The organism is Parabacteroides sp. PF5-6 (genome assembly GCF_029504695.1).
Taxonomy (GTDB): domain Bacteria; phylum Bacteroidota; class Bacteroidia; order Bacteroidales; family Tannerellaceae; genus QVMG01.
Window position 1 is genome coordinate 158691 of record NZ_JAQFIN010000007.1, and the last position, 21577, is coordinate 180267.

At 48.8% G+C, this 21577-nt stretch carries 18 protein-coding genes; 8 read left to right on the forward strand and 10 right to left on the reverse strand.

Features of this window, described 5'->3' with window-relative positions; translation table 11 throughout:
- Positions 1–63 precede the first annotated feature (63 nt).
- From M2133_RS10380 to M2133_RS10395, 4 genes are read right to left on the reverse strand one after another with little or no spacing between them, the layout of a single operon-like run.
- The gene (locus tag M2133_RS10380; protein WP_277466054.1) at positions 64–1467 is read right to left on the reverse strand and encodes an MFS transporter; all 1404 of its coding nucleotides are present in this window, start codon (positions 1465–1467) and stop codon (positions 64–66) included.
- Positions 1464–2801, reverse strand: a complete 1338-nt coding sequence (locus M2133_RS10385) for a folylpolyglutamate synthase/dihydrofolate synthase family protein (RefSeq protein WP_277466055.1) — start codon at positions 2799–2801, stop codon at positions 1464–1466. The genes M2133_RS10380 and M2133_RS10385 overlap by 4 nt, the downstream gene beginning before the upstream one ends.
- A 33-nt stretch (positions 2802–2834) precedes the next feature.
- Positions 2835–3134, reverse strand: coding sequence for a hypothetical protein (locus M2133_RS10390; protein WP_277466056.1), 300 nt, complete (start codon positions 3132–3134; stop codon positions 2835–2837).
- Positions 3131–3331, reverse strand: a complete 201-nt coding sequence (locus M2133_RS10395; protein WP_277466057.1) for a hypothetical protein — start codon at positions 3329–3331, stop codon at positions 3131–3133. Before M2133_RS10395 ends, M2133_RS10390 begins: the two co-directional genes overlap by 4 nt.
- Positions 3332–3457: 126 nt before the next feature.
- Between M2133_RS10395 and M2133_RS10400 the strand changes: the two genes are divergently transcribed.
- Positions 3458–3721 (forward strand): TIGR03905 family TSCPD domain-containing protein, encoded by a 264-nt coding sequence (locus tag M2133_RS10400; protein WP_277466058.1) that lies wholly within the window; start codon positions 3458–3460, stop codon positions 3719–3721.
- A 12-nt stretch (positions 3722–3733) separates the two neighbouring features.
- Here the strand turns inward: M2133_RS10400 and M2133_RS10405 are convergent, their stop codons facing one another.
- Both M2133_RS10405 and M2133_RS10410 read right to left on the reverse strand, forming a co-directional pair.
- The gene (locus M2133_RS10405) at positions 3734–4420 is read right to left on the reverse strand and encodes a response regulator transcription factor (protein ID WP_277466059.1); all 687 of its coding nucleotides are present in this window, start codon (positions 4418–4420) and stop codon (positions 3734–3736) included.
- Between the two features lie 3 nt (positions 4421–4423).
- Complete coding sequence (locus tag M2133_RS10410) at positions 4424–5953, reverse strand: HAMP domain-containing sensor histidine kinase (RefSeq protein ID WP_277466060.1); 1530 nt, start codon at positions 5951–5953, stop codon at positions 4424–4426.
- Between the two features lie 241 nt (positions 5954–6194).
- Here M2133_RS10410 and M2133_RS10415 point away from each other — a divergent pair, with 241 nt between their 5' ends.
- Both M2133_RS10415 and M2133_RS10420 read left to right on the forward strand, forming a co-directional pair.
- Positions 6195–8585: an outer membrane beta-barrel family protein gene (locus M2133_RS10415; protein WP_277466061.1), complete on the forward strand. Its 2391-nt coding sequence runs from the start codon at positions 6195–6197 to the stop codon at positions 8583–8585.
- 442 nt (positions 8586–9027) lie between these two features.
- On the forward strand, positions 9028–10350 hold the full coding sequence (locus M2133_RS10420; protein ID WP_277466062.1) for a PhoH family protein: 1323 nt from the start codon (positions 9028–9030) through the stop codon (positions 10348–10350).
- 17 nt (positions 10351–10367) lie between these two features.
- Here the strand turns inward: M2133_RS10420 and M2133_RS10425 are convergent, their stop codons facing one another.
- The 3 genes from M2133_RS10425 to panC form a co-directional block, all read right to left on the reverse strand.
- Positions 10368–11690: an MATE family efflux transporter gene (locus tag M2133_RS10425; RefSeq protein WP_277466063.1), complete on the reverse strand. Its 1323-nt coding sequence runs from the start codon at positions 11688–11690 to the stop codon at positions 10368–10370.
- A gap of 104 nt (positions 11691–11794) precedes the next feature.
- A complete protein-coding gene (gene panD, locus M2133_RS10430; RefSeq protein WP_277466064.1) occupies positions 11795–12145 on the reverse strand; it encodes an aspartate 1-decarboxylase in 351 nt (116 codons plus the stop codon).
- Positions 12146–12169: 24 nt separating this feature from the next.
- Positions 12170–13015, reverse strand: coding sequence for a pantoate--beta-alanine ligase (panC, locus tag M2133_RS10435; RefSeq protein ID WP_277466065.1), 846 nt, complete (start codon positions 13013–13015; stop codon positions 12170–12172).
- 179 nt (positions 13016–13194) lie between these two features.
- Here panC and M2133_RS10440 point away from each other — a divergent pair, with 179 nt between their 5' ends.
- Positions 13195–14013, forward strand: coding sequence for a glycogen/starch synthase (locus tag M2133_RS10440; protein ID WP_277466066.1), 819 nt, complete (start codon positions 13195–13197; stop codon positions 14011–14013).
- Positions 14014–14028: 15 nt separating this feature from the next.
- Positions 14029–15396, forward strand: a complete 1368-nt coding sequence (locus tag M2133_RS10445) for a DUF4270 domain-containing protein (protein ID WP_346843240.1) — start codon at positions 14029–14031, stop codon at positions 15394–15396.
- Between the two features lie 146 nt (positions 15397–15542).
- Here the strand turns inward: M2133_RS10445 and M2133_RS10450 are convergent, their stop codons facing one another.
- Positions 15543–17831: a cation:proton antiporter gene (locus M2133_RS10450; protein ID WP_346843241.1), complete on the reverse strand. Its 2289-nt coding sequence runs from the start codon at positions 17829–17831 to the stop codon at positions 15543–15545.
- Positions 17832–17932: 101 nt separating this feature from the next.
- On the opposite strand from M2133_RS10450, the gene M2133_RS10455 reads away from it, so the two are divergent.
- The 3 genes from M2133_RS10455 (at position 17933) to M2133_RS10465 (ending at position 21439) form a co-directional block, all read left to right on the forward strand.
- On the forward strand, positions 17933–19939 hold the full coding sequence (locus tag M2133_RS10455; protein ID WP_277466069.1) for an alpha amylase C-terminal domain-containing protein: 2007 nt from the start codon (positions 17933–17935) through the stop codon (positions 19937–19939).
- A gap of 109 nt (positions 19940–20048) precedes the next feature.
- Positions 20049–21029 (forward strand): type I phosphomannose isomerase catalytic subunit, encoded by a 981-nt coding sequence (locus M2133_RS10460; protein WP_277466070.1) that lies wholly within the window; start codon positions 20049–20051, stop codon positions 21027–21029.
- A 14-nt stretch (positions 21030–21043) separates the two neighbouring features.
- Positions 21044–21439 carry a YkvA family protein gene (locus M2133_RS10465; protein ID WP_277466071.1) on the forward strand — a complete coding sequence of 132 codons (396 nt, stop codon included), beginning with the start codon at positions 21044–21046 and terminating at the stop codon, positions 21437–21439.
- Positions 21440–21577: the final 138 nt, after the last annotated feature.

Sequence of the window (21577 nt, forward strand, 5' to 3'; positions counted from 1 at the left end):
GAAAAAACCTAAAAGACCTTAATGACTTTAAAGACCTAAAAGACCTTCAAATTCCCTTCTCTTTTACTTCTTGATATTCGGCAGTTCCAATCCGTATCCTTTTTTCTTGTCTTCTACTTTCAGCCAGATGCCGAGGAAGAAGGCGAAGACACCGAGGCTGGCGAAGATCAGCATGGGCACGGTATAGTTATACGTCACTTCCTGTCCGGCCTGGATCGCTTCGGCTACGCCGGGGTTCGACCATACCAACGCCTTACCGATAATGATCGGGAAAAGCATCAGACCAATATTCTGGATCCAGAAGATCAAGGAGTAAGAAGAACCCAGGTAACGGTTTTCCACCAATTTGGGAACAGAAGGCCAGAGCGCTGCCGGTACGAGTGAGAAAGAGATACCCAATACCACGATTGCCGCGTATGCTACCCATTTCGTATCGCCACTCAACGGGAAGAGGGCAAAGATCAGGTGACAGACCGTCATCAGGATTGCACCGAACATCAACATGGAAGCACCTTTCCCTTTATGGTCGAGATACCAGCCCAGAAGTGGTGTCAATACCATCGCACCGATAGGGAACCAGGAGAAGATACCCGCCGCATCGGCCGAAGAGATATCCAGGCGGTTTTCCAACATATTGGTGGCAAACTTCTGGAATGGGAAGATCGCGGAATAATACAATACGCAAAGGAAAGCAACGATCAGGAAGGTCTTGCTGGTCAACAGTTTGCCGATATCGCTGATCTTGAACGGCTCTTCCGGTTCTTCGTTCATCTCGCCCAGTTGCCGGTCGAGCTTCTTATCCATAAAGAAGTAGATAATAAAGTTGAGCAGACCGATGCAGAGCAGGATACAACACAGGGTTACCGGCGTGGTAAAGGTATATTTCTCAGCCAGCCAGGGCGACATACGGAAGACGGCAAACACACCCAGACGGGCAATCGCCATCTCAAGTCCCATGGCCAATGCCAGTTCTTTGCCGCTAAACCATTTCACAATGCCTTTGGAAACGGTTACACCCGCCATTTCCACCCCGCAACCGAAGATCATAAAGCCCAGCGAAGCCAGTTTGGCGGTTGCCGGAAAAGAGGTCCAGAAAGAGTCGAGGAACGTATAAAGCCCGTTCTGGCTTTCGGCAAATACCGGGCTGATGGCATACAATTTGATCGAGGCGCCGATCACCATCACCGTAGCCGACAGGATCGCGGTAAAGCGCACGCCCATCTTATCCAGGATAATACCGGCAAAGATCAGGAAGAGCGCGAATACATTCAGGAAATACTCCGAGCCGGCAAACGTGCCGTAGGTGTCGGCGCTCCAGTTGAGCGGCGCTTTCTCGAGCATACTCTGAAGGGGTGAAAGTACATCTACAAACATGTAGGCGAAGAACATGACGGAGGAGATCAGGATTAACGCTGTCCACCGTACAACGAATGAATCGTTCAGTTTTTGTTTAATTAGTTCTGTCATGATAAAGATATTAAATGTAAGTTATCGTCTTCTTCTTCTTTGAACAGGGGGAGGGCGTCGGCCACGATGAAGTTGCTGCCGCCGATAAAGACCATATCGTGGTCGGAGGCCGTATGCATAATCTGGTAGACGGCATCGACTACGGCGGGATAGACTTCGCCTTTCAACCCGTATTTATTCGCTTTCATCGCCAATACCTCGGCAGGCATCGCCCGGTCGGTACGGGCCTGAGTGAAATAATAGATTGCTCTGGTCGGCATCAACTGCAGGATCGCATCGGCGTCTTTGTCGTTGGACAGGCCGATAACCATGTGTAAGGCCGGCCGAGATTGTGATTCGGCATTGATATGTTGAGCCAGAAACTCCCACGCGTCGGGGTTATGGCCGGTGTCTAATACGGTGTACGGGGTGAATAATACCTCTTGCCAACGTCCCTGCAAGCCCGTCAGTTCGGTCACCTGACCAAAGCCCGTGCGCACTTGCTCTTTCGTCACCTTGATCCCTAAACCGTCGAGTACACGCAGAGCACTTAATACCGTTAAGGTATTCTTGATCTGTACCAAACCGATCAGTTCGCCGAAGAAAATACCGTAGTCTTTCGAGTCGTAATACCATTCTCCTTTCTCCGAGAGGTGGGCATCGCTATTGAATATCTCTTCGAAGTAGGAGGTGTACAAAGGCGCATGCATCTCATTTGCTTTCTTGCGAAAGACCTCTTCAGTCACCAGATGATTCATCTCACCGGTGACCACCGGTACTCCCTCTTTGATAATACCGGCTTTCTCGTAGGCGATCTCGCCTATGGTCTCGCCCAGAAACTGGGTATGGTCCTTACTGATATTGGTGATAATGCTCAGGATAGGTGTAATGATATTCGTGCTGTCCAGCCGACCGCCCAGCCCCACTTCGATAAGAGCGATATCGACTTCCATGGCGCGGAAATAGTCGAACGCCATCGAAGAGGTCAGTTCGAAGAAAGAAGGATGGAGCGGCTCGAATGCCTTTTTGTATTTTTGCACGAACTCCACGACATAGTATTCGGAGATCATCTCGCCGTTGACTCGTATCCGTTCGCGGAAATCAACCAGGTGTGGAGAGGTGTATAGGCCTACTTTGTAACCAGCCGTTTGCAAGACTGCCGCCAGGGTATGACAGACGGAACCTTTGCCGTTGGTTCCTCCCACATGGATGGTTTTATACGCTTGGTGCGGATGGTCTAACAGGTTGTCTAAAGCAATAGACGTAGCAAGACCCGGTTTGTATGCGGAAGCACCGCTGTGTTGATAGACAGGAGTGCTGGTATAGAGATAATTCAGTGTTTCTTCGTAGGTCATATTGTGAATTGAAGTTTTTTTATCCTATGAGCGTTATTCTTTTAACAGTTTCGCGTGGCTCATGTCGCGAACGATGACGTTTTTGCCGAAAGTTTCGTAGGCTATTATCCAGTCTTTCTCGAACACCGCACATCGGTAGCCTAAAGCCCGCCACTGCTTAAAACGACAAAGCGGATAATCCACGTTTGCGCTAAACGAGGCAATGAAGGTCAAAAAACGACCTTGATATTCTGTGGCTGCTTTTTCGGAGAGTTTCAGTTCGTTTTTGAGATAACCGACCAGCTCTGCGAGTTGATTTTGGACGGTATCCGATACGACTATCTTTCGCATCATATAGAGTAGGCTTTTCGGATTTCGTCGGTAAACATCTGATTGAATGTATCCAGTGACACGGCGTTGCAATTGGTAGCTGCTTCTTCAAAGGTTTGTTTTTTGTTCTCGACCTTTACCACACCTTTTATCAAGCGCATCGCTTCAGCGATCTTGTTTGCATCGGCACTGTCTTTTATGTTCACTATCAGCGTTGTCATAGCGTTGTCTTTTATGTACTAACGCAAAGATAGTACTTTTTCGTAAAAGCAGTAAAATTATTTATACCTTTGTGAATTCAGAATTCAGAAACAACGTTCGCTTAACGAAGCGTAAAGCAATTAAGAATGAATAAACGTCAGTTTACGTACATCCCTCAGGGAGGTGTCTGTTCCCGCCAGATGATTATTGATATTGAGAATGATGTGATAACCAACCTTGAGATCGTAAGAGGTTGCCAGGGTAATTCGCAAGGTGTAGCTGCTTTGATCAAAGGCATGGCTGTGGATGAAGCGATCTCCCGATTGGAAGGTATTACCTGCGGCTCAAAGAAGACTTCGTGCCCGGATCAGTTGGCGCAAGCGCTTAAGAAGTTGAAAGTTGAAAGTTGAAACTCTCAACTCTCAATTATCCATTATCAATTTATATCCTATCCCCCGTATATTCAGGATCTTGATTGAGGGGTCTCTTTCGAGTTTATGGCGTAGTTTGGTGATAAACACGTGCAGGCTTCGTGTGTTGAAGAACGAATCGTCTCCCCAGAGGTCGAGCAATACGTCTTTCATCGACATCACCTGGTCTTTATTCTCGCACAGGCGTTTGAGGATTTCCGACTCCCGGTTGCTTAATTGCTCCTTTTCACCGTGAAAAGCGAGGGTCTGTGCTACGGAGTCGAAGGTGAAAAAGCCTAAAGTGAAGACCGACTGATCCGGCTTGCGGTAGTTCACCTTATGGACTAACGCTTTGATGCGGATGATGAGCTCCGCCATGCCGAACGGTTTCTTCAGGTAGTCATTGCCACCGAGCTCGAAGCCTTCCACCACATCACTGGCCGATGAACGGGCGGAGAGGAAAAGAATCGGGATGTCCGGATCGGCCCTGCGGATCTCTTTGACCATCGAGAAGCCGTCTAATGCCGGCATCATCACGTCGGTCACGATAATGTCGGGCTTGACCTTTATGTACTGCCGCAGTCCTTCCCGTCCGTTTTCCGCGACATGGATCGTAAACTCGGGACCCTCCAGCGTGTCTTTGATAATCATTGCCAGGGTGGCTTCATCCTCTACTAATAGTACATTAATCTTTTCCATCTCTTATCCTTTAAACTTTAGGTGGAAAGTAGTACCCTTGCCGGGTGCACTTTCCAGGGTCACATCGCCTTCATGTTTGCGCATGATATCTTTGACGTAATACAGGCCCAGTCCGTGGCCTTTCACATTGTGCAGGTTACCGCTGGGAATGCGGTAGAACTTATCGAATATCCGTGCCTGATGGGTCGGGCTGATTCCTGAGCCATTGTCCGACAGGTGAATATAGATGCCTTTCTCTGTTTGTTCCCCTTGTAGTTTGATTTCAGTAACCTCTTTATCGGTGTATTTAATGGCATTGTCGATCAGGTTGATGAAGATATTGTATAGGTGTGTCTTGTCGGCATTGACGGTTAGCTCTTCCGGGATATCTACGGTGAAATGGGCATTTTGGTTGGCTTTTACCTTGTATTGCTCGATCAGCTGGCCGACAAATCCAGCCAGCCGGATGGGTTCGAGGCGCAGGCGGAAGGAGGTCCGGTTTTCGATCGAGAGCGTTAAGATCTGCTCGACCAGGCCGGTCAGGTGGGTGAGTTGCTCTTTGACGATGGTCAGGTATTTGCGCTGTTTATCGTCGACCTGATCACTGAAAAACAAGAGGGAGTCGACGGCGGCGTAACTAACGGAGATCGGCGTCTTCAGTTCATGAGTCATATTGTTGGTGAAGTCCTCTTTCAACTCTTTCTCGGTCTTTTGGCGCATGATGGTGCGTAATAGATAGATAAAGGTGGCGACGATAATGACGAATACCAGGAAAGAGGACGTCAGTATGCCCAACATCTGGTTCAATACGATAGTTGCGGGTGATTTGATATACAAACGGTAGTAGTACGGATCGCCGATGGTTTCACCCGATTGGGATTGAGACGTATATTCCTTGTGCCTGTTCAGCCTGACCGGATAATCATAGTATACGCCCCCTTTCCAATCTAAGGCTGCGGCGGTTGTATCCGTTTCCATGCCCGGATGGTTTTTGCCTAAGGTCTGAAATACGGTATGTTTCTCATTCGGTTCGTACACCAGGTTGAGCTGGTGGCGGGTGTCTATGTTCTTGGCTTTCAATTCGCCGGCCAATAGGCTGTCGTAGCGGTGGTAGCGGATCGGCACCAACGGGTCGATCTCGTCGTGCATCCCTTGCAGGAGATAACCTTCCATATTACCCAGGGTTTGCAGCAATTCGGCTAAGACCTCTTCGATCTGTGTGTGCAGGTCGACGCCCTGCAGGTTGAGATTGATGTCGTTCTGGATAAAATTGCTGTTCTCTTCCTGTAGCTCGTTCTTCTCCGTCTGATTGTCAAAGTGAGTAGACTGTGTAAGTCCTTTTTCCCCTTCTTCGTTCTTCTCCTTCAGTTCCTGCATCCGGTAGAACAACTCTTTGTAGTCGGCCAGGCGCATGGCTTCCTTGATGTGGCTATCCATCTGGTTGTATAAGGTATGATACAACCCATTCAGCCAGAAGGCCTGGAAAGCGATGATGCCTCCCAACGCAAGGGCGATCAATATCCCGATGATCCTGAAATGCAAGCGACTTCCCATACTGCGTGTCTTCTTTTGCGTTCGATTCCAACAAAAGTACAATCTCCTTTGGGGCTTACCTAATAAAAGGAAGGGAATTTGCGCTTTTGGTAAGACTTGGTAACACTTCGTAAGGCCGGAATAACATACTTTTTGGGATAATATTTCTTTCTTTGCACTTAGGAAATGAAGAACGAAGAATGAAGAATAAAGAATTGGAGCAAAGCGGAAATCGCTTAGCGAAGTGTAAAGCAATAGAAGGATGAAACGAACCACTTGTTTATATTTGACCTTGTTGTTATGCTTGCCAGGTATGATCCAGGCACAGGAAATCAAAGGATTTGTATTCGACCATGAGCTGCAGCCGGTAGAGGCCGTTGCTGTCGTGATGCAAACGATGGACTCAATCTATGTGAGTGCGGTGATGACCGATAGTACCGGTCTTTTTGTTATACCCAGACCGTTGGATCAAACCTATCGTCTTTTGTTTCAGCATATCTTATTTGAACCTAAAGCGATGGAGATCCGTTCGGGTGATGTCGGGACTATTCAACTGACGCCCCGCAATTATGCGTTAGGAGAGATTGTGGTCAAAGGCGAACGTCCGGTCGTGCGGGTCGAAGGGGGCACGTTGAGTTACGACGTGCCGCAACTGATTGCCAATAAGACCTCCACGAATGCTTTCGAGGCGGTCCGGGAGATCCCGGGCGTGATCGGCGGAGATGCGTCATTGGAACTGGTTGGTGCCCGCTCGTTGCGGTTGGTGATTAACGGGCAGTTGACGACCATGTCGATGGAACAGTTGATCCAGTTGTTGAAAACTATGCCGGCCTCCCGCGTCGAGAAAGTCGAAGTGATGTATAACGCCCCGGCGCGCTACAATGTGAAAGGCTCATTGATCAATGTGGTATTGAGTGGGAGTGAATCGGAAGAGCCTGTCTTCCAAGGCGAGGTCGGTGCAAGTTATAAACAGAAGCATTACGCCAGCGGATCGGTCTATGCCAACCTTTTATATACCACGCCGAAGCTGGCGGTAGACTTGATGGTCAAACCAACTGCCGGCCGTTCCTATACCGGTGAAGATATGGAGGCGCGGCATACGGTGGACAACCGGCTTATTCATATCGAGCAGTATGGACGTTCGCGCGGAGAGGGTTATGATTCTTCCGCCCGGTTGGGAATGGATTATACCTTTTCCAATCAGGATAAACTCTCCGGTGCCTATTATGTGGCCTGGGATGATCGGGAAACAACACGTACGTCGACCACACGCTATCGGCCGATGGATGATATGATCGACGGTGACTTCCGAGACGAACAAAGCGAGTCGCGGAGTGATATGCGCAGTGTGTTGCACAATATCCGCCTGCAATACGACGGACACAAAGGGCTGATGGCCGGTGCCGATTATACCTATTACCATGCCCCGTCGACGCTTCAATTCGATAATGGCGCCTTGCCCTACAGTAGCCTGTGGAACGATGCTACGAAAGAAACCCATATGTTCAACGATTCCCGGCAGGATGTATCCCGCGCATCCCTTTTCCTTAACCATACCCTTACGTTGGGTGGATGGCGATTGAATTACGGCGCGCAGGGTGGATACAGCCTGTCGGATAACCGGGTCGATTACGCCTATGATACGGGCAACGGTTATGTGGAAGCGCCGGATGAACGGGTCGATAATACGCAGAAAGACTATAATGCGAACGGGTTTGTTGAGGTAACGACCCGGTTTGGCTCTCGCTTTTCGGCTACGGTCGCTTTGAAAGCGGATTATTTTCGCTCCGACTACCAATCGCTGACGGAAGAGCTTACGCTTTGGGAAGATTGGACCCTATTGCCTACCGCTTCATTGAGTTATACGTTCTCGCCTTATCATATCCTGCAATTCAACGTCACCAGCGATAAGACCTATCCGAGCTACTGGACCCTCAGCCCGCAGCGTCATCCCTTGAACTCCTATTCGGAGATGGTGGGTAATCCGCAGTTGAAACCGTATCGTTCCTACGATATGCAGTTGATGTATATCCACCGGCAGAAGTATGTCCTGATGGCATTCGCTACGTACGAACCGGACTTCTTCACGCAGGTGCCTTATCAAAGCAATGAGACGGTGAAGAATGTCTTTCGCTATGAAAACTTCGACTACAGTCTGAAAACGGGCTTGGTGGCTATCATTCCTTTCAAGGTCGGTAGGGTCTGGGATAGCCGTTGGACGGTACAAGGCTTTCGTATGCAGCAGAAGAGTGATCATTTCCACGATATGTCTTTCAATAAAGAAGATTATGTCGGAGCCATCGTTACGCAGAATACCTTTAATCTGTCGAGCCGGCCGAACCTGAAACTGACGTTTGACGGTTTGTATGTCACCGGCGGTATTCAGGGCATTTACGACCTGGGCGCTATCCGTCGGTTGGATGCCGGGTTGAAATATATCTTTGCCGGCGAAAAAGCCTCGCTGACCCTGACGGCTTATGATATCTTCGAAACGGGTATCCCCAAAACCATTGAGATCAACCACGGCAACCAGTGGAGCCGAATCAACGATATGAATAACCTGCGATACGTGCAGCTCGCCTTCTCCTATAAATTCGGCGGCTACAAGGCGAAACAACATAAAGCAGTCGACACTTCCCGCTTGGGGAAATAGTTTTTACCACATAAAAGTTTTTACCCCGATCTTCACCTTTCACCCGACAGCCAGATCCCTGTATTGATCCGCGTTTCGGGTGAAAGGTAAAGGAGTGCCTTACAAAAACGGCAGACCTCCTGGCGACTTTCCGAAAAAGGCCGGCGGCCTTTTCTAAAACTCCGGCAGCCTTTTGGAAAACCCTGCCGGCCTTTTGGAAAACCCTGCCGGCCTTTTTCGGGAAGCCGCCATCCTTCTCCAAGCCTTCACCCGAAACGCGGATCAATACAGGGATCTGGCTGCCGGGTGAAAGGTGGAAGGGGGGGCGAAACTTTTATGTGTCCGACTGACTGGTTCAGACACGGAGATCTTTGGTCGGAATATGATAATTATCCGGTGAAAAGGACGAACGAAAAAGAATTCTTCTTATCTTGGAAGCGATAAACATTAAAGATGAAGTGCCATGGGAAAGAAAAATTTTGTGTTGGATACGAACGTGATCTTACACGACTATAAATGTATTGAGAAGTTTGAAGAGAATGATATTTATCTTCCGATCGTTGTGTTGGAAGAGTTGGACAAATTCAAGAAAGGAAGCGATCAGATCAATTATAACGCGCGGGAATTCGTGCGCGAATTGGATGCATTGACCAGTAACGATCTCTTTCTCAAAGGGGCTTCGCTGGGCGAGGGGAAAGGCACGCTTTATATCGTGACGGGCGATAAACATACGGACAAGGTGTCGCTCTCTTTTCCGGATAAAACGCCGGACAACCGGATCCTGTCGTGTGCCACCTGGGTGGCGGAGACGAAACCGAAGATGAAAACCATTCTGGTCACCAAAGACATCAACCTGCGGATGAAAGCTCGCGCATTGGGCATTGCGGTGGAAGATTATATCAACGACAAGGTAGTCAATGTCGATATCTTCGAACGGGCACAGGATATCTATGATGAAACGGATCCCGAACTGATCGATAAACTCTATTCCACGCCCGGAGGCATCGATGCCGATCTGTTGGAGATCAAGTCCAAGCTGGAACCCAATGATTGTTTTATCCTCAAGAGTATGCGCAATTCCGTTTTGGCCCGCTATAATCCGTTCACCGACAAGATCGAACGGGTGGAAAAAGGCAATAACTACGGGATCACCCCGCGCAATGCGGAGCAAAGCTTTGCTTTTGAAGTGTTGAACGATCCGGATGTGAAACTGGTCGGCATCACTGGTAAAGCCGGTACGGGAAAGACCCTATTGGCGTTGGCTTCGGCATTGAAACAGGCCGGAATGTACAAACAGGTACTCCTGGCCCGCCCGATCGTTTCTTTGGCCAATAAGGATATCGGTTTCCTTCCCGGTGATGAAAAACAAAAAGTGGCGCCGTATATGCAACCGTTGTTCGACAACCTGAACGTGATCAAGTCGCAGTTCGTAGCCACCAGCGCCGAAGTGAAACGCATCGATGAGATGCAGAAAGAAAACAAACTGGTGGTCGAAGCCCTTGCCTTTATCCGTGGGCGCAGCTTGTCGGAGACCTTCTGTATCATCGACGAAGCGCAGAACCTGACACCGCACGAGATCAAAACAATCATCACCCGTGCCGGCGAAGGCACCAAGATGGTGTTTACCGGCGATATCCAGCAGATCGACTCGCCTTACCTCGATGCCCAGAGTAACGGCCTGGCCTATATGGTCGATAAGATGAAAGGGCAGGAGATCTTTGCCCACATCAACCTGATCAAAGGCGAACGCAGCGCATTGGCGGAGATGGCGGCAAATCTCTTATAACTCTTTAGCGCTCGCGTTTAGATCTTTTTGTTCTGCCAGTTTGCCTTCTTCAGATAGAAGAAACACAGGATCAACAGGCTGGCATAATAGATAAATTCGGTGGTAAAGCAGATCTGTACCGGCATTTTCATGATCATGCCGATCCAATACAGGTAAATGCAATAGAAGAACAACGTGACCAGTTCCATGGCTAATGCCGAACGGGTATTGCCTGTGCCGGAAACGCCGTTGAAGAAGATGTTGCTGACCGAACTCAACAGCATGGCGGCGGCGATCACATACAGCGAAGGGATCGAAGCGGCGATAAGCGACGGATCGTTGGTGTAGACCGAGATGATCGCCCGGGGAAACGAGCATAATACAAGTACGAAGCCGGCCATAATCAGAAAGGATAGCCGGGAGATCTTCCGGATGATCGGGATCACCTGTTGGATCTGGCCGGCTCCGATGACGTTGCTGACGAAGGAGTTGGTCGTTGTCGACAACGAATTGACCGGGATAAACATCACAATGTAGATGCTGCGCACGATATTGGCCACTGCCAGTTCTTTTTGTCCCAGACGCTCGACAACGACGAAGAACATAAAGAAGGTGGCCATGGAAATAAAGTGTTGCAGCATCGTGTAGATGGAAATGCTGAGTACGCGCCCGAGCAGTTTGAAGTCGAACGACCGGAAGCGGTTCAATCCGTAGCGCTCGGTATCGACCGTAAACCGGGTGTAGATCAGGAAGAACAATGTCGAAGCCGCTTCGGCAATCACCGAGGCAACGGCAGCCCCCTGCAATCCCATCTGCGGGAAGCCGGCATGACCGAAGATCAACAGGTAGTCGAGTATGATGTTGGTGACGGCCATGACCAGCGCATTCAAGGTCAGGATCTTTGTCCGGGTTATACCGATAAAGAGTGCGCGGAACATCACATTGATAAATGAAAAGAAGAAACCGAAGATCCGCCAGTCCAAAAACTCCAACGTCGCCTCCATGATCGTATCGGAAGAGATCATCAGTTGCATGATGTCCCTGGCAAAGAAACGGGAGAAGCTGAACATGAAAGCGGCGACAACAAACAGGAACAAAACGCCCTGGATCATGACCGGGCCGACCTGCGGGTACTGCCGCTCGCCGTTGCGCCGGGCAATCATGATCTGCGAACCGATACTGAAGCCGAATGCGATCGTAAAGCAGCAGATATAGAACAATCCACCCATGGCGGATGCCCCTAATTCCACTTCGCCGACATGCCCCAGGAAGGCGGTATCCGTTACATTAATGAGATTTTGTGCCAGCAGGCTCAGGAATATGGGATAGCTTACCTGCCAGATTTGTTTATTGTTGTACATCGCGTCTACTTGTTTCTGTTTAGCTGATAAAAAGCCAAAAAAGCCCACCGAATGTTATCGGCAGGCTTTACTGTTTCTGTTCTTTCCGAGTAAAATAACCGATATTATATCAATTTGTTTGTCGCTGTATCCGGGAATATGACGGAAGGCTTAAATCCTTTCGCTTCTTCAAAATCCATGGAGGCGTACGACATGATGATGATGATGTCGCCGGCCTGGACTTTGCGGGCGGCTGCTCCATTGAGACAGATCACACCGGATCCGCGCTCACCTTTGATCACATACGTTTCAAAGCGCTCTCCGTTATTATTGTCGACAATGGATACTTTCTCAAAAGGAATCAGGTTGGCAGCGTCCATCAAATCTTCATCAATCGTGATACTTCCGATATAATTCAGATTCGCTTCCGTTACCGTCACCCGGTGAATTTTTGATTTGACTATTTCTATAAACATTGTTGTTTTGTTTTGCAATCGCCTTTACCTTTTATATGTCATATTATCGATCAGTCGGACTTCTCCGCAGTAGACCGTGATACATCCCACGATGTAATCCGATTCCGACCAGTCACGCACCGACTCTAACGAGTATCCATCTACAATTTCAAAGTATTCTACACGCATCACAGGCTCTTCATTCAATGTCGTAACGACAAAGTCGATGACTTCCTGCACCTTTTTACCGGGCACAAAGTTAATACTTTCTTTTAACGTGCGCGCAATCAGCGGTGCTTTTTGACGCTGTTCGTCGGATAAACGTACATTGCGGCTACTCATGGCCAGGCCGTCCGGTTCTCGCAAGATCGGGCAGGCGTGGATCCGCACGTTCATCTGCAACTGTCTGACCATGGCGCGTATGATGGCGATCTGCTGGAAATCTTTCTCACCGAAATACGCATCATCGGGTTCGACAAAGGTGAATAACTTACTGACGATTTGGGCTACGCCATTGAAATGCCCGGGCCGGTGTGCACCTTCCATCACCTCGGCGATCGTGCCGAAGTCAAAGACGCGCGTGTCCGGTTCGGGGTACATCTCTTCGACGCGGGGGACGAAGACATAGTCGCACCCGGCCGGCTCGAGCAGAGCCAGGTCTTTGTTCAACGTGCGCGGGTAGGTCTCCAGGTCGCGCGGGTCATTGAACTGGGTCGGATTGACGAAGATACTGACGACACAAATGTCGTTTTCTTTTGTGCAGGCGTGGACCAAACTCAGGTGTCCCGCATGTAAAGCGCCCATGGTCGGAACGAAACCGACGGACTTCTTATTTTGCCTTTCTTTTAGCAAATAATTCTTAAGATCAGCGATCGTATGTATGACTTTCATCTGAAAGATGCTTAAATGAAGGTGCAAAGCAAATAAATAATTACGGTAAATGAAAGAAATTTATTATCTTTGTATCGTTTTTACAAAATGTAATGTTTTAAGTAGTGAGCGCAGAAACCCAATTTACTTAGGATGATGTCAGGTCACACAAAACGACTAAATTTATTGAAACGTATAGAATGGACGCAAAAAAAATCTTGTTTATCACTCAAGAAATCACTCCCTACCTTCCAGAATCAGAGATCGCAACAATCTGTAGAAACTTACCTCAAGGGATACAGGAACGCGGTCGCGAAATCAGAACATTTATGCCTAAATTCGGGAATATCAACGAGCGACGTAATCAGTTGCACGAGGTAATCCGTCTTTCCGGTATGAACCTGATTATCGATGATACGGATCATCCCCTGATAATCAAGGTGGCATCCATTCAATCTGCACGTATGCAGGTTTATTTTATCGATAATGAAGACTTTTTTCAACGCAAGAACACCGTCATGGATGATAACGGCGTTGAATATGAAGATAACGATGACCGCTCGATCTTTTATGTGCGCGGGGTATTGGAGACGGTAAAGAAATTGCGCTGGATCCCGGATGTGATTCATTGCCACGGCTGGATCGCGGCGCCGACAGCCCTTTATATAAAGAGAATGTATGCGGATGATCCGTGCTTGAAAGATGCAAAGATTGTGTATTCGATCTATAATGATGAATTCAATACGCCCTTCCGGAAAGACTTCTCCAAGAAACTGATGATGGATGGCGCTTTGGAAGCTGATGTGGAAGGCATAAAAGAAGATACCAGCTTTGTTGGTATCTCCAAACTGGCGATGGACTTTGCCGATGGCATTATCCAGGGCAGTGAAGTGATTGATCCGGCGTTGCTGGAGTATGCGCAAAATAAGGAAACCCCTTTCCTTTCCTATCGGTCGCCGGAATCTTATATGGATGCTTTTAATGAATTTTATGATGTCGTGTTAGAACCTAAGAAGTAACAAATAAAGATGGGTATGAAACGTATAGTACTTGGACTTTTTCTGGCGTTTATATTCTGCCTGGGAAGTTGTGATGATGATTTGACAAGGGTTGGAACGAGTATTCAGGGTGACAGTGATAAAATCTCGGTCTCCGTAGACAGTTTCTATATCGAAGCTTCTACCGTTCTTATGGAGTCTGTTTATGCCCGGGCGGATACGGGCCTGTTGGGTGAGTTCTACGATCCGTTGTACGGGACATTGAAGTCGGATTATATCTGTCAGTTCTATTGCCCGGCGGAATTTCAGTTTAAGCATACGCCTATAAACGGAAAGATCGACTCTGTTGATTTCCGTATTTTCTATGACACCTGGGTCGGAGACTCCTTAGCACCCATGCGTGCGCAGATTTATCCGATCGTCAAGCCTTTAGAAAAGAATTTCTATACGGATGTCAATCCGGAAGACTATGCTGATATGCAAGCCTCTTTAGGGATGCAGACGTATACGGCGTTTGACCGCTCGGTGCCGGACTCTGTCCGTTATGCAACCGATTATTATGGAAATTCAACCTTTTATCCGGTGATCACAGTCCGGATGCCACAAGAACTGGGGCAGAAATTCTATGAAGAAACGGTGAATAATCCTTCATCCTTTAAAGATCAGGATGCATTCAACGAGTTCTTCCCGGGGCTCTATGTGACCAATACATTCGGCTCCGGTAATATCATAGGGGTCGATGTCTCTTACTTCACGATCTATTATAAGTATATGGATGTCGGAAGTGAAGGGCAGGATACGATTATCAAAACTTCGGAAGTGTTCAACGTGACCAAAGAAGTCATTCAGTTCAATCGCTTTAAGAATACGAACATGGATCATTTGATTGAGCCGAATGCAAACTATACCTATATCAAAACTCCGGCAGGCGTATGTACCAAACTGGTGATACCGGCAAGGGAAATCGCTCCTTTTATCGATGGACGTATATTGAATAATATGCCTTTGGCGCTTTATCCGATGCCTCAGGACGAGTATGAATACGCATTAACCATGCCGGAAACCTTATTGATCTTGCCGGAAGACTCGGTGAAGAGCTTCTTTGAGAACAGTAGAGTCGAAGATGGCATAACCTCATTTGTCGCTTCTTATTCATCTGCCTCAAGGGCCTATTCGTTTGGTAACCTGTCGAACGTATTGACCAATCATATCGAAAACTCTCCGGAAAAGGATTTGTCTTTATTGGTTATTCCGGTCAAGCAGAAACAGGAATCGAACAGTTACTACGGAACGGTCTATACGACTTCTCTCAGTCACTACCTGTTCCCGTACGGTATGAAGCTCAGAAAGGACGACGCGGTGATGAAAGTGGGAGTTACCTCCAGTAAGTACGGAAAGAATTAGGAGAAAGAAGTAGCGAGTGCAGAATCCGTGCTTGCATGGATTATGCCGAGTCACGCCAAACGACTAAATTTAACGAAAGTATATAAAAAGGTAGTAGGTTATGGAAAACCTACTACCTTTTTTTTATGGGGATCGTTGTTTGTTCTTTATTTCTTGTTCAGAATAAGCGTCGAGGGCATGTTTTGTAATTCTTCTTTGCGGTTCTCGGAGACGTCGTTCCAGGTCTCGTAGCTGATCAGCATGAAGTTGAAGCGTTGGAACAACTCGTTGGTGAAGTCTTTCTCCATCAATACGGTGGAAGAGCCTTCGGTATCCGTAAAGTCGGACAGCGCCTGGTCGATAGGATCCTGCTCCTGCGTTGTTTCTTTGCAGCGATAGAGGATGGAGACGAAGCCGTAAGTGGATCTCAGCAGCGTCTTGACATAAGGAAGCAAGAAGAGATCCTTCTCCGAATCGATGATCAGGATGATGTCGGTTGCCTTGACGAAGTCACGGTTGACAAACACACCGACCGGCGCATTTGTATGTTCAATAAACCAGCGTGTCTTGTCGCGTAACAGATCACCGGGGAAGAACCAGGAATCCGCTTTGATGCGTTTGAGGTAACGTCCTTGCGCCGACTCCCGGTATTGGTTGGCGGCGATATCGTCGGGCAGGTTGCTCCAGGTAATGCCCGCACCGACCAGTAGGAAGTGATAACCTTCCTCGTTGACGATCGTACAGATATCCTGTCCGGCATTGGTCGACACTTCGTAGCGGGTATTGATGGGCATATTCAGTTTCTTGGCTCCGCTGAGGATCGGACCGAAGCTTATCTCTTCGAAGTTATCGGTCAATAAAGGATTGACATCCGAACCGATGGTCAGGTGCAGGGCCGTCACCTCCAGCTTATTCTGTCCGCGGGAGAACATCTGATGAGCCACATCGAGCATCACCTGTCCGTTGCTGGCGCGTCCGAACGAGAGTAACACCTTAAAGACGCCTTCTTGCTGAGCCATCCTTTTTTGTATGATAATCTTATCGCGCGTGCGGAAACAGAACTTGATAAAAGAGATCAGGGGAGCGGTCATAAAGGTAGTGACCAGCGTCATGATCACCAGCATCACGAAGATCGTAGGCGAAAGGATGCCCATCTCGTAACCGATGGTCAGTACGATCAGCTCCATCAAGCCGCGGGTGTTCATCAAGGCACCGATATAGAGGCTGTTCTTCCAGTTTTCTCCGACGATACGTGCCGAGAGCGTGGCGCCGCCGAACTTGCCGGCAATCGCTACGAGCGTAAAGATGAGGCAGAGGCCCCAGAGCTGGGGCGTGTTGAGTAATCCTATCTGTGTGTGCAATCCGGTAGAGGCGAAGAAGAGCGGAAGGAAAAGGGAGAGCGAGACATCTTCGACCTTCTCGGCCATGATCTTACGAAACTTAATGTTCTCGGGCATCACCACTCCCGCCATGAACGCACCGAACAGGGCATGCAATCCGAGGATCTCCGTGACGTAGGCCGAACTCAGCAATGTAATGAATATAAACGCGATCAGTCCCTTGCCGATCACCTCTTTATTATGGTACACCTGCCCGATCATACGCATAAACGGACGAACCATCAGGAACATCGCCAACAGGTAGAGGACAGAGAATATAATATTATACACCGCGCTCAGCATCGTGCCCGCCTGTGCAATCGCAATCACTACCGCCAACAGGCACCAGGCAGTGATGTCTCCGTTGGCTGCGCTGGCCAATGAGATGCTTCCCAGGTGGGTCTTGGTCAATCCTTTCTCCTGGATGATCCGCGCCAGTACGGGGAAAGCGGTGATGCTCATGGCAATGCCGATAAACAAAGCAAAAGAAAGGAATGGGATATTCTTATCGGCATAATTATCATACACGAAGTAGGCCGTGAGCATACCCAGGAAGAATGGAACAACTGTGCTGGTATGGCTGATCAGGATGGTCTCTTTCAGCTTTTTACGTACTTCGGTCAGATCCAACTCCATACCAATGGCAAACATAAAGAGGATCAGCCCGAACTGGCTCAAGAGGGAGATATTATCCAAGGACTCCATTGGGAAAAGAAAACCGGAGATCTCCGGAAGCCAATGCCCCAGGATAGAAGGCCCCAGGACAATGCCGGCAATGATCTCGCCCACGACCGTCGGTTGCCCGATCTTCATAAAGACCCACCCGAAGAGGCGGCAACAAAGCAGGATCACGATAATCTGCAGCAGCAGAATACCAAAAGGAGAAGCAATATGATCGAGGATAAGCTGGATAAAGACATCGAAGCCTTCATTGAGGTTCGCCGGCGCATCGTAAACGGACGTGATCTCCTCTTTCACCTGATGACTTTCTCCTTTTTTGGCAATGAAGTACATCAATGAACCGAAGACCACAAGCATTAGTAAATAAAAAGAAACGTTCCTCTTGCCCCTGCTCATCTTTATCTTTTCATTTCTTGCAAAAATAATAAATAATCCCGAACCCTCAATGCATACACTTTTTTCTTTTATCTTTGTCCGATAACCAATCTATAAAAAGAATGACATCTTTAAACCTAATAAAGAATGATCCTTGGTTAGCTCCTTATAAAGATGCTATAATAGGGCGTTATCAGTATGCGCTCGAAAAGGAGAAGATTCTCACGAATGACGGTCAACAAACTCTATCTGAACTGGCTTCCGGTTATCTTTACTTCGGTCTTCATAAAACAACAAACGGCTGGGTGTTCCGTGAATGGGCTCCGCATGCTACGGCGATTTATCTGATCGGCGATTTCAATCGTTGGCAAAAGGCCGATCCCTATCAAATGGAACGCCGGGAGAATGGTGTCTGGGAAATCTCCCTGACAGATGATCTGCTGCACCATGGTGATCTCTTTAAGTTATGGATCGAATGGGAGGGGGGAGCCGGCGAGCGTATCCCCGCCTGGATCCGCCGTGTGGTGCAGGATGAAGAGACAAAGATCTTTAGTGCGCAGGTATGGAACCCGGAGAAAGCCTATCGGTTCAAACATCAACACTTCTGTCCGGATGTTTCTCCTTTGTTGATCTATGAATGTCATATCGGCATGTCGACAAACGAAGAGAAGGTGGGCTCGTACGATGAATTCCGCCGTAACATCCTTCCCCGGGTGAAGAAAGACGGCTATAATGCGATTCAGATCATGGCCATCCAGGAACATCCTTATTACGGATCGTTTGGTTACCATGTCAGTAGCTTCTTTGCGGCTTCTTCCCGCTTTGGGACGCCGGAAGAGCTGAAAGCCCTGATCGATGAAGCGCACGGTATGGGTATTGCCGTGATTATGGATATTGTGCATAGCCATGCGGTGAAGAATGAAGTGGAAGGATTGGGCCGTTTCGATGGTTCGTACACCCAATACTTCCATGCCGGCAGCCGGCGTGAGCATCCGGCATGGGACTCGCTGGTGTTCGACTACGGCAAGAACGAAGTGTTGCATTTCCTCTTGTCGAACTGTAAGTTCTGGATGGAAGAGTACAGGTTCGACGGTTTCCGTTTCGACGGCGTCACCTCGATGCTTTATTATAGCCACGGCCTGGGCGAGGCCTTTATGAACTACGCCGATTATTACAACGGCCATCAGGATGGCGATGCGATCGCTTACCTGACTTTGGCCAACAAGCTGATCCACGAGGTGAACCCCCATGCGATCACCATCGCCGAAGAAGTAAGCGGAATGCCGGGCCTGGCCGCCAAATACGAAGACGGAGGCTATGGCTTCGACTATCGTATGGCAATGAATATCCCCGATTATTGGATCAAGACCATCAAAGAGAAGAAAGATGAAGACTGGCATCCCTCGTCGATCTGGTGGGAAGTGACCAACCGCCGCGCCGATGAGAAGACCATCAGCTATGCCGAAAGCCACGACCAGGCATTGGTAGGCGATAAGACAATCATCTTCCGCCTGATCGATGCTGAGATGTATTGGCACATGCAGGCTTCGGACCGAAACTTCACGGTCGACCGGGGAATCGCTTTGCATAAGATGATCCGCCTGGTGACGGCTTCAACAATCAATGGTGGTTACCTGAACTTCATGGGTAATGAGTTCGGCCATCCCGAATGGATCGACTTCCCTCGGGAAGGAAACGGTTGGTCGCATAAGTACGCCCGCCGCCAGTGGAATCTGGTCGACGATCAGAACCTGAAATATCATTACCTGGGTGATTTCGACCGGGAGATGCTGGAGCTGATCCGTAGTGTGAGTGATTTCCAACGCAGCCCGATCCGTAAGATCTGGGATAGCGACGGCGATCAGATACTGGCCTTTATGCGTGGCGATCTGTTGTTTGTTTTCAACTTCAGCCCGGATAAATCCTACGAAGGCTACGGCTTTCTGGTGCCGACAGGCAAGTACGAGGTGGTATTGAATACCGATGCGCTGCGGTTCGGCGGTTTCGGATTGGCCGACGACAGCGTGGCACATCTGACTCATTTCGATCCGCTTTACCGCAAAGAGGGTAAAGAGTGGCTTAAGCTCTATATTCCGGCACGAAGCGCCGTGGTTCTAAGGAAATTATGAATTATGAATTATGAATTATGAGAAGGAAACTCAAAACACTCATAACTCATAACTCATAGCTCATAACGTATTTGTCTCATAATTCACAATTCATAATTTATAATTAAATATGTTATATCCTTTTGTTTTCAAGCCGATCCTAAAGAACGTCATTTGGGGAGGTTCGGCGATCTGTCCTTTCAAAGGTATTAGCCCTGTTCAGGAAGGAGTTGGGGAAAGTTGGGAGTTGTCGCATGTCGACGATAACTTTTCCGTAGTGGATAATGGCCCATTGGAAGGCAAGACGTTGGATGAATTGATCCGGACGTATGGCGAGCAGTTGGTGGGCCGTTCGGTCCTCGACCGGTTCGGTCCGACCTTCCCGTTATTGATCAAGTTTATCGATGCGCGCGATGATCTGTCGATCCAGGTGCATCCCGACGATGTGCTGGCGCGCCAGCGGCACGACTCGTTCGGAAAGACCGAGATGTGGTATGTGATCCACGCCGAAGAGGGCGCGGCGCTCTTTTCCGGTTTCTCCCAGCCGATCGATGCCGAAGAATATGTGCGCCGGGTGAAAGAAAATACGATCATGGACGTCTTGCAACGCTATGAAGTGAAAGCCGGTGATGTCTTTTTCCTGCCCGCCGGCAGGGTGCATGCCATTGGTGCCGGTTGTTTTATCGCCGAGATCCAGCAGACCAGCAATATCACCTACCGGATCTACGATTACAACCGCCGCGATGCCCAGGGCAACGAGCGTGAACTGCATACCGAACTGGCTAAAGACGCGATCGACTATACATTGTATCCCGACTACCGCACGCACTACAAAGCGGCGACCAACGCGACCGTGCCTTTGGCCGCCTGTCCCTATTTCACCACCAACCTATTGGACCTCGACAGCCAGATGCAACGCGACCTGGCCGGTTTGGATTCGTTTGTGGTCTATATCTGTATGGAAGGCCAGGCGACGCTCACCGATGATAAAGGAAATACGCTGCATCTCCGCCAGGGACAAACCGCTTTGATCCCGGCCGATACGAAAAAGGTGACGATCGCACCTTCCCCCCGGGTGAAGTGTATGGAGACGTTCGTGGAAGTGAAGTAAGAAGATAGAAGGCTATGCAACGAAACGAGGTAGAAGACGTGACCTATATCGAGGTGCACGAGATCAAGAAGTACGGCAGCCATTATTCCGAAAAGAAATTCTGGAAAAAGGTGGCTTCGGTGACGAAGAAAGTCGGCGCGACCGTGTTGCGTCCCGTCTTTCAGTTGTATTATATGTTGCAGAGCGATAGCGTCTCTCTGAAACATAAAGCCTATATCCTCGGCGCATTGGGCTATTTCATCCTGCCTTTCGACCTGATTCCCGAGAGCGTACTGCCTTTGATCGGCTTTGCCGACGATATCGCCGTGATGTCTTTTGTGATCAACCTGGTCAAAGATAGCCTGACGCCCGAAATAAAGAACAAAGCGGAAGAAAAACTCTCCGAGCTTCTGCATACGACAACCATCTGATGGATCCTTTGCCCGACCGGCAGGGAATTCACCCAATCCTTTGTTTTTTTTGCTTTACCACCGGGGTAGTAAACCTTTACGACCCCGGTGGTAAACGTTTACGACCCCGGTCGAAAAGCTTTAGCACCCCGGTGGTAA